The sequence below is a fragment of the Amycolatopsis sp. NPDC041971 genome, assembly GCF_055588925.1.
Genome location: NZ_JBVJCE010000006.1, coordinates 325141 through 337942 on the forward strand (window position 1 = coordinate 325141; position 12802 = coordinate 337942).

Here is a 12802-nt window from a genome sequence, read left to right on the forward strand (position 1 = left end):
CGCCTCAAGCTGGAGAACCGCAATGACCCAAGCCCCTGTCAACGTCACCGTCACCGGTGCGGCCGGCCAGATCGGCTACGCGCTGCTCTTCCGCATCGCGTCCGGTCAGCTGCTCGGCCCGGACACCCCGGTGAAGCTGCGGCTCCTGGAGATCCCGCAGGCGGTCAAGGCGGCTGAGGGCACCGCGATGGAACTCGAAGACGGCGCGTTCCCGCTGCTGTCGGGCATCGACATCTTCGACGACCCGACGCAGGCCTTCGCGGGCGCGAACGTCGCCCTGCTGGTCGGCGCCCGCCCCCGCGCCAAGGGCATGGAGCGCGGCGACCTGCTCGAGGCCAACGGTGGCATCTTCAAGCCCCAGGGCGAGGCCATCAACGCCGGCGCGGCGAGCGACATCAAGGTCCTCGTGGTCGGCAACCCGGCCAACACCAACGCCCTCATCGCCCAAGCGCACGCGCCCGACGTCCCGGCCGACCGCTTCACCGCGATGACCCGCCTCGACCACAACCGCGCCCTCGCGCAGCTGTCGAAGAAGCTGGGCGTGCCGGTGACCGAGCTGAAGAAGGTCGCGATCTGGGGCAACCACTCCGCGACCCAGTACCCGTCGATCGCGCACGCCGAGGTGTCCGGCAAGCCCGCGACCGAGGTCATCACCGACCAGCAGTGGCTGGCCGACGACTTCATCCCCACCGTCGCCAAGCGCGGCGCGGCGATCATCGAGGCCCGCGGCCTGTCCTCCGCGGCGTCGGCCGCCTCCGCCGCGATCGACCACGTCCACACCTGGGTCAACGGCACTCCCGAGGGCGACTGGACCTCGGCTGCGGTCGTGTCCGACGGCTCCTACGGTGTGCCGGAGGGCCTCATCTCCTCGTTCCCGGTCACCGCCGCGAACGGCGAGTACAAGATCGTCCAAGGCCTGGAGATCGACGACTTCTCGCGCGCCCGAATCGACGCTTCGGTCAACGAGCTGGCCGAAGAGCGCGACGCGGTGAAGAAGCTCGGCCTCATCTGAGCCTGACCCGCTTCACGAAGGCGGCCGTGTCCCCCGGGACGCGGCCGCCTTTTCGCCGCCGATGATCGTGTCGAGGTTCCCGCGGGTGGTCTCCAACTCACCGATCGCCGCGTCGATCCGGTCACGCTGCTGCCGCAAGGCGTCGACCAACTCGGGACAATCAGGGGTCAACCAGCCGTCCTCGTCGACGATGCAGGGCAGGATCTCCAGAATCTGGGCGGTGTTCAGCCCGGCCCCGAGCAGGATCCTGATCCGCCGCACCGCCGCCACATCGGCGTCCCCGTACACGCGATAACCGCTCGGCCGCCGCTGCGGGGTGAGCAGGCCCTGCTCCTCGTAGTACCGCAGCGCGCGCTCGCTGACCCCGGTCCGCCGCGCGAGTTCCCCGATCCGCATCCACACTCCAGACTTGACTCTCACGTCAATGTCAAGGTTTAGCTTAACCGCCATGACCACCGTGACCGTCCTCGGACTCGGCCCCATGGGGCACGCCCTCGCCGCCGCGTTCGCCGCCGCCGACCATCCCACCACCGTCTGGAATCGCACTCCTGGCAAGGAAAACGGCCTCGACGCCACCGTCGCCACGACCGCGGCGGGCGCGATCGCGGCAAGCCCGCTCGTGATCGTCTGCGTGCGCGACTACGCCGTGGCACAGTCGATCCTCGACACCGACGCACTCAAAGGCCGCACCCTGGTGAACCTCAGCGGCGGATCACCACGGCAAGCCCGCGCGATGGCGAGATGGGCCACCGAACACGGCATCGACTACCTCGACGGCGTCATCATGGCGACCACCGACGCGATCGGCGGCCCGGACGCGGCCCTGTTCTTCAGCGGACCCGCCGACGTCTACGAAACACACCGCCCCACGCTCGCCGCACTCGGCGAAAACGCACAGTACGTCGGCGACTCCCCCGGCCGCGCCGCCGCGTTCGACGCGGCCCTGCAGGACATGCTCTGGACCTCCATGAGCGGAGTGATCCACATGTTCGCGCTCGCCAAGGCGGAGAACATCGGCGCCACCGAGATAGCCGGACACGCGAAAGCACTGCTCGGCTTCTTCCCCGGCATGATCGACCTGCTCGCCGAGCAGGTCGCCACCGAGAACTACTCCGGAGACGCGGGCACCCTCGAAGCCACCGCCGCGACGATGGACCACATCCTCGACGCGATCCGCGCGCAAGACCTCGACAACGGCGTCCTCACCGCCGCCCGAGCCCAAGTGCACCAAGCGATCACCGCCGGCCACGGCTCCGACGGGTTCGCCAGGCTCGCCGCGAGCTAACGCGGAACTGCCGGCGCCGACCACAGTGGGCCCCCGGCTCGCACGTGACGATGGAGGATTCGGGACACTCAACGTCCCGAATCCTCCATCGTCGATCGCCTCGGACCGCTAAGTTGACCCAGTGCACCTGGACGCTCTCCTGACCGGCCGACCCTCCGAAGTCAACCGCACCACTTCTCGACCTCACCCGCGACCGGCAGCGCGGTACGGGCGGTCTTCCCACCACGGGCAGCGACTGAGCTCCGGGGTCCAGAAACCCTTGAAGAGAACCGGCGTCCTCCTCGACCTGCTCCAGCAAGACCTCGGTGATCATCTGGAAACCGTAGCCAGAACCCCTGACCTTCTTTGCGGATTCTGCTTTTCGATTAAGTTTGATCTTGTATCTCGCCGGAATGAATAGGTCGTTATACACCTTGGAAAGACCAAGTCAGTCCAGCTTGGCCTGCCGCCTGCGGTAAGCACGCTGCTGGCAAGCCCGTGAGCAGTAGTCCCGAGGTCTGCCCCGCCCTCCCCCATCCAACGGTTTGCCGCAGACAACACACTCCCCCGCTTCGATTTCGTCACGCATTACCTCACTCCCCCGGCCGTCGACGAGCGCCTGGACGCCGTCGAGGGTGCGCTGCAACCCGAATTCGAAGGGGTCGAGCGGCGTGTCCATCCCGCCGCCCTTCCACAGTTTCTCCAAGGCCGGATAGCCATCCAGACGCTCGAAGAGGGATTCTCGTTCGCTCCACCAGCGCTCATGGGACACGCCCGTGCGCCGCTGTAGTTCGGCGGTCTCCCCCGCTTGGCGCGCGACGGACTCGACGAATCCGCCCACCAGGTTCACCACCGCGATCACCTGCGCGGGAGCGAGGTTGCTCCGAGACGCCACATCGAGCGCGTGGTCGTACCCCGCCATGATGTTCGGTCCTGGCAGGCGTCGGGTTCCGGCGCTGTGGACCAGCCACGGGTGCCGGCGGTACATCTCCCATGCCCGCCGAGCCCAGCGTTCCAGGCCCGTTCGCCAGCCGAGGCCGTTCGAAGGCTCCACCGGGAACTCGCCGTGCACGGCGTCACGCATGAGTTCCACCAGTTCCGCCTTGCCGGGCACGTACCGGTAGAGCGACATGGTGGTGGTGCCGAACCGTTCCGCGACCTTGCGCATCGACAGTGCCGCGAGCCCCTCGGCGTCCGCGACTTCGACGGCCGCGGCGACGATCCGGCCGAGGCTCAAGCCGGGCCGCTCCGGCTCGCCGGCTCCCCACAGCAGCTCGATCGCGCGCTCCGGATCCGGCTGCGCGTCGTCTTCCGTCACCGGCCACTCCCTTGACTCTCATCAGTCGAACGTGTTTAGCTGATAAACCTCAGTATATCCCATAAACCTCTCACAGGAGCGCTTCAGCATGCCTGAAATCAGGTTCTTCGTGTCCCCCGACGGCAGAGACGACTGGTCCGGCTCTGCCGATGAGCCCTTCGCCACTCCGAAAGCAGCACAGAAAGCCGTCCGCATCGTCACCGCCTTCATGACCGGCGACGTGATCGTCACCTTCGCAGCAGGCGTCCATCACCTCGAAGAACCCCTTGCTTTCGACGACGCACTGGGCGATTCGGGCATGAACGGTTTCCGCGTGATCTACCAGGCCCATGGCTACGGAACCCCCGAACAGGCCGAAGTCGAATTGTGCGGTGGCCGCGTGATCACTGGCTGGTCGATGGGTGACGGCGGCATCTGGACGGCGCCGATCGGCGACCTGATGCCGCGACGGCTCACCGTCGATGGCCGCCCCGCCACACGAGCGGCTCGCAAGGTCGGGCTTCCCGGAAGCGTGACGAAAACAGCGACCGGTTACGTCACGGACAGCACAGAACCCCAGTCTTGGCCTGACCCGTCCGGACTGGAGTTCGTCTACCCCGGCGTCTACCCGTGGTCCGAAGCCCGGCTCGCGGTCGCATCGATCTCCGGTGGCGCCTCGTCGTCCACGATCACCATGGCCCAACCAGCCTTCGACAACGCCAAATCCCTCTACGACTCCAAGTGGTACGGCGTCGGCGGAGACGGCACCTGGGATGGCCTCGCCGCACCTTCCGTGCTGGAGAACAACGTGGCCTTCCTGACCGAGCCGGGAACCTTCGCCGTCAGCCGCATCGACCCGGCGGGCCACGTCCTCCATTACCGTCCGCGCCCTGGCGAGGAGATCGGCAAGACCAGAGTCGTCGCCCCGATGCTCGAGACGCTCGTCAGCGGACAGGGCGTACACGACGTCGTGCTGCGCGGCTTCACCTTCACCGACGCGACCTGGTCCGGCCCCACGAAGACCGGCGGCTACCTGCACTATCACGGCAACGCCCGCTACGAGCGGGGCGACTTCCAGAAGATCGACCTCGGTGCGGACGTGGGCTACGTCCACGTGCCGGCGGAGCCGGTCCAACTGCCCGCCAACGTCAGCCTCACCTCGGCCAGCCAGGTCACACTGGAGGGCAATCACTTCACCCGGCTCGGCGCGGGAGCACTCCTGATCGAGGAAGGCACCGACGTCGGGATCCGGGCGAACGTCTTCGACGAGATCTCGGGCAGCGGGATCGCCGTCCACACGAGCACCCGGGTCTCCGTCGAGGACAACCTCGTCCACCACGTCGGCACCGAGTACCGCGGCTCCCCTGCCGTCCTCGTCGTCGAGTCCGAGGAAACCACCGTGGCCCACAACGAGATCCACGACGTCCCGCACAACGGCATCGTGGTCACCGGCGGCGAGCGGGCCAGGGGCACCCAGGTGATCTCGAACCTCGTCGAACGCAGCATGGGGAAACTGATGGACGGCGGCGGGATCTACCTCTCGGCACCGCAGGGCTCGTCGTTCGCCGGCGGGGCGCTGGTCCGCGGCAACGTGATCCGCGACGTCCTCACCTCGTACAACTTCGGCCTCTACGCCGATTACGGCGCCGCGTGGATCACCGTCCTCGGCAACATCGTCCACCGGGCCGACACCCCGATCGTCCTCCAGGTGGGCCCGCCGATGGAGAACGTCGCCTTCGTCGGCAACTTCTGGGACGTCCTGCCGGACGGCTACGACACCCCACCTGAGACGGTGACCGTGGCTGGGAACACCTTGCTGCCCAAGGAGAGTTTCGACGAGACCGTCCAAACGGACCCGGCGGGCGCCGACATCCTCGCGCGAGTGGGCCGTCGGGGTCTGCGACGATGATCACCGCTCCTGCCGGACGCGAGTCCGGCAGGAGCGACTCCGATCCCGATCCCCGAGGAGAGCACGCACCATGTCGCCCCAGTCCACGGAGGTCCCCGGGACCCGCCGACACCTCGCACGGATCGCGACCGAGGTGCTCGCACCCTGGGTCTGGGTGCTCGGTCTCCCGCTGGTCGTCGCCTGGAAGGTCACCGGTCACCACCTCGGCGAGACTGCGCTCTGGGGTCTGATCGTCGGTGTCACCGGCTCGCTGATCCCGATGGCCGTGATCGTGCGCGGCGCCCGGAAAGGCAAGTGGGAGAGCCACCATGTCACCGATCGAGCCGGACGGCTCGTCCCGTTCGCGGTCTGCATCGGATCACTGGCCGCCGGATTCGTCGTCCTGATCGCCGGTGGCGCCCCGCACGAGATGATCGCGCTCGCGGCCGCCGAACTCGTTTGCCTGGTCGCCGCGCTCGCGATCACCTTCGGCTGGAAGTTCAAGATCTCGATGCACGCGATGGTGGCGGCGGGCGCGGCCGCGATGCTGATTCGCGTTTACGGCCCCTGGCTCGCACTGGTCTTCCTCGGGGTCGGCTGGGTCTGCTGGTCCCGCGTCGAACTCGGCGATCACACCAAGGCCGAGGTAACGGCAGGAATGGTTGGCGGTGTCGTCCTCGGCGGTGGTGTTTTTCTGCTTCTTGATGTGATTTTGACCTGACCTGCGGCGTATATGTCGTTATACACTTTTCTCGAGCCGTGGATGCCGTCGGTGTGTTCGGCGATAACGGTCCGGCTGGCTCGGTGGCGAAGAACCGCTCCCCGCTCTCGCGGTCCGGGCGCGTGACAGTCCACTCAGGACACTCCCCCGCCGGCGCCGCGGCGAGAAGTGGCCGAACTCCCCGACTGAACGCGGTTTCCCTGCCTGGGCGCTGGGGGTGGCCAGGCAGGGAAACCGTCAGGGATCAGGCCCCGGCGAGGCCGCGGCGCTTCAGCAGCGGCTCGATCTCCGGGTCACGGCCGCGGAACGCGCGGAAGGCGGCCATCGGGTCGACGCTGCCGCCACGCCCGAGCAGTTCACGGCGGAAGTGGTCACCGTTCTCCCTGGTGAGCCCGCCGTTCTCGCGGAACCACTGAACGGTGTCGGCGTCGAGGACCTCACTCCAGATGTAGGAGTAGTACCCGGCGCTGTAGCCACCGCTGAAGATGTGCGCGAAATAGGTGGTGCGGTAGCGCGGCGGCACGGCCTCCACCGCGACACCGGCCTTGGCCAGCGCCTCGGCTTCGAACCGCTGGACGTCGTCGACCTGGTCCTCGGTGCCGAGCGCGTGCCAAGCCTGGTCGAGCAGGGCCGCCGCGAGATACTCGGTGGTCGAAAAACCTTCACCGTATAGCTGCGACGCCACGAGCTTGTCGATCTGCTCCTGCGGCAGGGGCTCACCGGTCACGTGGTGCTTCGCGTAGTTGGCCAGCACTTCGGGCCACAGCATCCACATCTCGTTGACCTGCGAGGGGTACTCGACGAAGTCACGCGGCACGTTGGTGCCGGAGAACATCGGGTACTCGACGTCGGAAAGCAGCGAGTGCAGTGCGTGCCCGAACTCGTGGAACGCGGTGTCGACCTCGTCGAAGGTCAGCAGGGTCGGCTCGCCCGACGGCGGTTTCGCGACGTTGAGCACGTTCACCACGACTGTCTTGGTGCCCAGGAGTTTCGTCTGGTCGACGAAGTTGTTCATCCAGGCGCCGCCGCGCTTCGAGTCGCGGGCGTAGTAGTCGAGCAGGAACAGGCCGAGTTCCGTGCCGTCGGCGTCGAAGACCTCGAAGATCCGGACCTCCGGGTGGTACTTCGGCAGGTCCTCCCGCTCGGTGAAGCTCAGGCCGTACAGCTTGGACGCGGCGAAGAAGACCCCGTCGGTGAGCACCCGGTTCAGTTCGAAGTACGGGCGCAGCGCCGCGGTGTCGACGTCGAACCGATCCTTGCGGACGCGTTCGGCGTAGAACGCCCAGTCCCACGGTCGCAGGATCGCGCCCGGGATGTCGGCTTCGAGGTGACGCCGCAGCTCCTCGGCTTCGGCCTTGGCGTTGGCGACCGCGACCGGGGCGAGGCGTTCGAGCAGGCCCGCCGCGGCCGCGGCGGTCTTCGCGGTCTCGTCTTCGATGACGTACGAAGCGTGGTCTGGGAAGCCGAGCACCGCGGCCCGCTCGGCGCGCAGCCGGACCAGCTGAGCCACGATCTCGTTGTTGTCCGACTCGTTGCCCCGGTTGCCACGGGACACCGACGCGGTGAAGATCCGCTCGCGCAAGGCGCGGTCCTCCAGCGAGGCCAACGCGGCCTGCGCCGTCGGCAAGGTCAGCTTGAGGACGTACTTGCCCTCCTCGCCGGCGGTCTCGGCGGCCGTGGCGATCTCGGCCTCGCCAAGACCCGCGAGTTCCGCGACGTCGTCGACGACCACGGCGAGCTCGTTGGTGTCCTTGAGCAGATTCTGCTGGAACTTGGTCGACAAAGTCGAAAGCTGTTCGTTGAGCTCACGCAGGCGCTTTTGGTCGGCCTCGGGAAGCCCGGCGCCGGCGCGGCGCACGTCGGTGTGGTGACGCTCCAGCAGACGAAGCGACTCGGGGTCGAGACCGAGTTCTTCCCTGCGCTCGAACAAGGTGTTGATCCGGGCGAACAGCGCCGGATTCAGGTTGACGGCGTCGGCGTGGGCGGCCAGCCGCGGCGCCATCTCGGCCTGTACGCGCTGGATCTCGTCGTTCGCGTTCGATCCGGCGAGGTTGAAGAACACGCTGGCGACGCGGGACAGCAGCCTGCCGGACTTCTCGAGCGCGACGATGGTGTTCTCGAAGGTCGGCGGCTCGGCCGAGTTCGCGATCTCGTCGATTTCGGCGGCGTGCTCGGCCAGGCCCGCTTCGAAGGCGGGGAGGAAGTGCTCGTCGGCGATCCGGTCGAACGGAGGAAGGGCGTAGGGCAGCTCACTCGGCGCGGCGAACGGGTTGTCCTGCGAAATCATCGGTGTTGCTCCCGGGTCGTCGAATCTGCTGGTCTGGCCACCTTACGGGCAGCGAGGGGCCGGTGGATGCCGTCCGTGGCGGTGACGCCACCGACGGCGGTGGTCACGCTCCGGTGGTACCGCCCACCACCGCGTCGGAGCTCCGCTTTCCCTTGCCCCGCTTGGCTTTGGCCTTGGGTTCCGGCGGGGCGATACCGGCCAGGTCTCCACCGTTGTCGTTGACGCGCAACACGAACGGACGAGTCTCGGTGTACCGGACGACCGAAACCGACGCCGGATCGACCACGATCCGCTGGAAGGAATCGAGATGCTGGCCGAGCGCGTCGGCGAGGATCGCCTTGATCACATCGCCATGACTGCACAAGAGCCACACCGCGTCTTCCCCGTGTTTCGCGGTGATCCGGGCGTCATGCGCGCGGACGGCCGCGACCGACCGGGCCTGCATCTCGGCGAGCCCTTCGCCGCCGGGAAAGACCGCGGCCGAGGGATGTGCCTGCACGACCCGCCACAGGGGTTCCTTGAACAGATCCTTGAGCGCGCGACCGGTCCATTCGCCGTAGTCCACTTCGGACAAACCAGGCTCCTTGACCTTGTCCATCCCGCGCGCCTCCGCCAGCTTCGCGACCGTTTGACGGCAGCGGAGCATCGGTGAGACCACCAACTCGGCAAGGGGTACCGGCGCCAGTCGCTCGACGAGCGCGGCCGCCTGTGCCCGGCCGGTGTCGTCCAGGCCGACCTTGGGCGTGCGCCCGGCCAGGACGCCCGAACCGTTCGCCGTGGACTTGCCGTGGCGCAGAAGGATCACAGTACTCACGTAGCCCACCCTACGTGCCGTGCTTTGCCCCGCGGGAAGCCTCGTGAGTGGTAGGGACGGTTCTGGTGGCCTGTAGTCGCCTGCCCACGGGAATCCGGCCTTGCCTCGCTCTCGCTTCGGGTTCGTGCTGGGTGATGTCCTGAGCGGGGAGGATTCCGGGCGTTGACCTTCCGGAATCCTCCTGCACCGACACCGGAACGCCCTCTCGACGTGCGCTGAGCAATCAACCCGAGACCGGTGAGGTGCTCGGGCGTAGGTGCCAGTTTCCTTGCCCGCTCGAGAAAGGTGTGAAGGTCGAGTTTCCTCGGCTGAGCCGAGGCAAGGGGCACGTAGCTGTTGTGACTGCTGGTGCATGTGGGGCGAACGTGGCGATTATCGAGTCCGTGAAGGCCTCCTTGAGGGACCCAGAGTCCCTCAAGGAGGCCTTCACGGACCGGGCCTGGGATCAACCGCAGCCGGAATCCACGTAGGTACTAAGCCTCACAGGTGCGGGCCCGCGCCGGGGTCCAGGACACCGGTGAAGATCAGCACGAACAGCAGCGCACCGAGCACGAGCCGGTAGATCACGAACGGCACGAAGCTCTTGGTCTTGATGTAGGACATCAGCCAGGCGATGACGGCGTAGCCAACGCCGAACGCGACCAGCGTCGCCAGGATCGTCGGCCCCCACTGTGCCGGGGCGCCGTCCTTGCCGATGTCGGTCAGTTTGTACAGGCCCGAGCCGAACACCGCCGGCAGCGCCAGCAGGAAGGAGTACTCCGCCGCCTCCGCGCGGGTGTAGCCGAGCAGCAGACCGGCGCTGGTGGTGCCGCCGGAGCGGGAGACACCCGGGATCAGCGCCAGCGCCTGCGCGAACCCGAAGCCGAGGCCGTGCGGCACGGTCAGGTGGTCGAGGGTGCGCTGCTGCTTCCCGATGCGGTCGGCCACCAGCAGGACCAGCCCGAACACGATCAGCGTGGTCGCGGTGATCCGCAGGTCGCGGAAGGTTTCATCGATGGCGTCCTGCAGCAGCAGGCCCAGGACGACGATCGGCATCGAGCCGACGATGATCAGCCAGCCCAGCCGGGCGTCGGGGTCGCGACGCCACTCCTTCTTGTAGATCGAGAAGAACCAGGCGCGGAGAATCTTCCCGATCTTGCTCGAGAAGTACAGGATGACCGCGAGTTCGGTGCCGATCTGGGTCACCGCGGTGAACGCGGCGCCCGGGTCGTCCCAGCCGGCGAGCGCCGCGGTGATCCGCAGGTGCGCGCTGGAGGAGATCGGCAGGAACTCCGTGAGGCCCTGGACGAGACCGAGGACCAGTGCTTCGAACCAACTCATCGGACGACACCGGCCAGTTCGATCGCTTCGGCCGCGATCTCGAGGGCGCGTGCGGAGCCCTCCGGATCGGGCATGGACGGTGCGACGGTCAGCGTCGTGACACCGGACTCGGCGAAGGCCCGCATCCGGTCGGCGATCCGCTCCTTGGGGCCCAGCAGTGACGTCGCGTCGATGAACTCGAGCGGGACGGCCGCCATGGCGCCCGCGTAGTCCTTGCTCAGGTACTTCTGCTGGACGTCGGCCGCTTCGCGTTCGAAGCCCATCCGGCAGGCGAGCTGGTTGTAGAAGTTCTTCTCCCGGCTGCCCATCCCGCCGATGTACAGCGCCGCGTACCCGCGGACCGCGTCGGCGCAGGTTTCCCAGTCGTCCCCGACCACGAGCGGGACGGTGGGGACGACGTCGAAGCCGTCGAGCGAGCGCCCGGCCTTGTCGGCCCCCGTCTGGATCAGCTTCAGCTGTTCACCGGCGTGCTCGGGCGAATAGAACACCGGCAGCCAGCCGTTCGCGATCTCACCGGTCAGTTCGAGATTCTTCGGGCCGATGGCGGCCAGGTACACGGGGATCTCTTCGCGCACGGGATGCACGGTCAGGGTCAGCGCCTTTCCGGGTCCGCCGGGCAGGGGAAGCTGGAAGTGGTCGCCGTCGTAGCGGACCCGGTCTCGGCTCAGCGCCTTGCGGACGATCTCGACGTATTCGCGGGTGCGGCCGAGCGGCGACGCGAACTTCACCCCATGCCAGCCCTCGGAGACCTGCGGGCCGGAAACGCCGAGACCGAGGCGGAACCGGCCACCCGAAAGCGTGTCCAGGGTCGCGGCGGTCATCGCGGTCATCGCCGGAGTCCGCGCGGGGATCTGCAACACCGCGCTGCCGACGTCGATCCGTGAGGTCTGCGCCGCCACCCACGCCAGTACCGTCGGCGCGTCCGAGCCGTACGCTTCCGCGGCCCAGACGACCGCGTAGTCCAGTTCGTCCGCCTTCTTCGCCAATGCCAGGTTGGCCGCGTCGTTCCCCGCGCCCCAATAGCCCAAGTTCAGTCCGAGTCGCACGGCGTGAATGTATCCATCGGAGTGCCACTCCTCCGTTCAGGGTGTTGACAGCCGATGACCCGCACGGTGGTACTCGATGACGACACGCTCACCTGCTCCGCGTCACTCACTTGCCTTCCGGCTAGGCTCGCCCGTCGTGGAAAAGCGACAGCTCGGCCGGTCGGGACTTCGGGTCTCGCGGATGGCCCTCGGGACCATGACGTGGGGTGGCGACACCGATTCGGAGGAGGCGGCCAGCCAGCTGGTCGCGTTCGTCGATGCCGGGGGCACCCTGGTCGACACCGCCGACATCTACGGTGAGGGCGAGAGTGAACGCGTCCTCGGCGCGCTGCTCGGCGACCTCGTCCCCCGCGACGACATCGTGCTCGCCACCAAGGCCGTCGCCCGCCGCACCGACGGCCCGTTCGGCGGCGGAGCCTCACGTGGCGCCCTGCTGAGCGCGCTCGAAGGTTCGCTGCGCCGGCTCGGTACCGACCACATCGACCTGTGGCAGCTGCACGCTTGGGACACCACCGTGCCGGTCGACGAAACCCTCGGCGCCCTCGATTACGCCGTGACCTGCGGCAAGGCCCGCTACGTCGGTGTCTCCAACTACTCCGGCTGGCAGCTGGCGACCGCCGCGGCCCGCAGTTCCGCCGTCGCCCCGCTGGTCTCGACGCAGGTCGAGTACTCGCTGCTGGAGCGCGGCGTCGATCGCGAGGTCGTCCCGGCCGCGGAACACCACGGCATCGGACTCCTGCCGTGGGCGCCGCTCGGCCGGGGTGTGCTCACCGGCAAGTACCGCAGCGGGACACCCGCCGATTCGCGCGGTGCTTCGAGTGTTTTCGCGGGCTATGTCGAACATCACCGGACCGAACGCGCGGCCCGGATCGTGCAGGCGGTCGCGACGGCAGCCGACGGCCTCGGGACCTCGCCGCTGGCCGTCGCGCTGGCCTGGGTCCGCGACCGGCCCGGAGTGGTCGCGCCCGTGGTCGGGGCCCGTGACACCGGTCAGCTGACCGGCTCGCTCGCGGCCGAGGACATCACGCTCCCGCCCGCCATCCGCTCGGCGCTCGACGACGTCAGCGCGATCGAGGTCGGTTACCCGGAACGCGGCCTGTGAGCCGTCTCGAATACTGGATCAGGTGTCTGTTGGGTGACGCGGACGTGACGT

At 67.9% G+C, this 12802-nt stretch carries 11 protein-coding genes; 5 read left to right on the forward strand and 6 right to left on the reverse strand.

What is annotated here, in order from left to right:
- Positions 1 to 22 precede the first annotated feature (22 nt).
- Positions 23 to 1012, forward strand: a complete 990-nt coding sequence (locus tag ACZ6DT_RS15890; RefSeq protein ID WP_465594765.1) for a malate dehydrogenase — start codon at positions 23 to 25, stop codon at positions 1010 to 1012.
- 12 nt (positions 1013 to 1024) lie between these two features.
- Here ACZ6DT_RS15890 and ACZ6DT_RS15895 read toward each other — a convergent pair whose 3' ends face one another.
- A complete protein-coding gene (locus tag ACZ6DT_RS15895) occupies positions 1025 to 1408 on the reverse strand; it encodes a MerR family transcriptional regulator (protein ID WP_465594769.1) in 384 nt (127 codons plus the stop codon).
- A 52-nt stretch (positions 1409 to 1460) separates the two neighbouring features.
- Here ACZ6DT_RS15895 and ACZ6DT_RS15900 point away from each other — a divergent pair, with 52 nt between their 5' ends.
- A complete protein-coding gene (locus tag ACZ6DT_RS15900; RefSeq protein WP_465594772.1) occupies positions 1461 to 2297 on the forward strand; it encodes an NAD(P)-dependent oxidoreductase in 837 nt (278 codons plus the stop codon).
- 427 nt (positions 2298 to 2724) lie between these two features.
- Here ACZ6DT_RS15900 and ACZ6DT_RS15905 read toward each other — a convergent pair whose 3' ends face one another.
- Complete coding sequence (locus ACZ6DT_RS15905) at positions 2725 to 3594, reverse strand: TetR/AcrR family transcriptional regulator (RefSeq protein ID WP_465594775.1); 870 nt, start codon at positions 3592 to 3594, stop codon at positions 2725 to 2727.
- Between the two features lie 88 nt (positions 3595 to 3682).
- Between ACZ6DT_RS15905 and ACZ6DT_RS15910 the strand changes: the two genes are divergently transcribed.
- Together ACZ6DT_RS15910 and ACZ6DT_RS15915 are read left to right on the forward strand one after the other, a co-directional pair.
- Positions 3683 to 5482 carry a right-handed parallel beta-helix repeat-containing protein gene (locus tag ACZ6DT_RS15910; protein WP_465594778.1) on the forward strand — a complete coding sequence of 600 codons (1800 nt, stop codon included), beginning with the start codon at positions 3683 to 3685 and terminating at the stop codon, positions 5480 to 5482.
- 70 nt (positions 5483 to 5552) lie between these two features.
- Positions 5553 to 6182 (forward strand): hypothetical protein, encoded by a 630-nt coding sequence (locus tag ACZ6DT_RS15915; RefSeq protein ID WP_465594781.1) that lies wholly within the window; start codon positions 5553 to 5555, stop codon positions 6180 to 6182.
- Between the two features lie 244 nt (positions 6183 to 6426).
- Here ACZ6DT_RS15915 and ACZ6DT_RS15920 read toward each other — a convergent pair whose 3' ends face one another.
- From ACZ6DT_RS15920 to ACZ6DT_RS15935, 4 genes are all read right to left on the reverse strand, one after another.
- Positions 6427 to 8469, reverse strand: a complete 2043-nt coding sequence (locus ACZ6DT_RS15920; RefSeq protein WP_465594784.1) for a M3 family metallopeptidase — start codon at positions 8467 to 8469, stop codon at positions 6427 to 6429.
- 103 nt (positions 8470 to 8572) lie between these two features.
- The gene (locus tag ACZ6DT_RS15925) at positions 8573 to 9283 is read right to left on the reverse strand and encodes a histidine phosphatase family protein (protein WP_125795666.1); all 711 of its coding nucleotides are present in this window, start codon (positions 9281 to 9283) and stop codon (positions 8573 to 8575) included.
- Between the two features lie 480 nt (positions 9284 to 9763).
- A complete protein-coding gene (locus ACZ6DT_RS15930; RefSeq protein WP_465594787.1) occupies positions 9764 to 10603 on the reverse strand; it encodes an undecaprenyl-diphosphate phosphatase in 840 nt (279 codons plus the stop codon).
- The gene (locus ACZ6DT_RS15935; RefSeq protein WP_465594790.1) at positions 10600 to 11649 is read right to left on the reverse strand and encodes an LLM class F420-dependent oxidoreductase; all 1050 of its coding nucleotides are present in this window, start codon (positions 11647 to 11649) and stop codon (positions 10600 to 10602) included. The genes ACZ6DT_RS15930 and ACZ6DT_RS15935 overlap by 4 nt, the downstream gene beginning before the upstream one ends.
- A 136-nt stretch (positions 11650 to 11785) precedes the next feature.
- Between ACZ6DT_RS15935 and ACZ6DT_RS15940 the strand changes: the two genes are divergently transcribed.
- The gene (locus ACZ6DT_RS15940; RefSeq protein ID WP_465594793.1) at positions 11786 to 12751 is read left to right on the forward strand and encodes an aldo/keto reductase; all 966 of its coding nucleotides are present in this window, start codon (positions 11786 to 11788) and stop codon (positions 12749 to 12751) included.
- Positions 12752 to 12802 lie beyond the last annotated feature (51 nt).

What these genes read in the sequence shown, in the direction of transcription:
- ACZ6DT_RS15900 (WP_465594772.1), top strand. Translation starts at nt 1,461, where the DNA reads ATGACCACCGTGACCGTCCTCGGACTCGGCCCCATGGGGCACGCCCTC.
- ACZ6DT_RS15895 (WP_465594769.1), bottom strand. Translation starts at nt 1,408, where the DNA reads ATGCGGATCGGGGAACTCGCGCGGCGGACCGGGGTCAGCGAGCGCGCG.
- ACZ6DT_RS15890 (WP_465594765.1), top strand. Translation starts at nt 23, where the DNA reads ATGACCCAAGCCCCTGTCAACGTCACCGTCACCGGTGCGGCCGGCCAG.
- ACZ6DT_RS15930 (WP_465594787.1), bottom strand. Translation starts at nt 10,603, where the DNA reads ATGAGTTGGTTCGAAGCACTGGTCCTCGGTCTCGTCCAGGGCCTCACG.
- ACZ6DT_RS15920 (WP_465594784.1), bottom strand. Translation starts at nt 8,469, where the DNA reads ATGATTTCGCAGGACAACCCGTTCGCCGCGCCGAGTGAGCTGCCCTAC.
- ACZ6DT_RS15915 (WP_465594781.1), top strand. Translation starts at nt 5,553, where the DNA reads ATGTCGCCCCAGTCCACGGAGGTCCCCGGGACCCGCCGACACCTCGCA.
- ACZ6DT_RS15910 (WP_465594778.1), top strand. Translation starts at nt 3,683, where the DNA reads ATGCCTGAAATCAGGTTCTTCGTGTCCCCCGACGGCAGAGACGACTGG.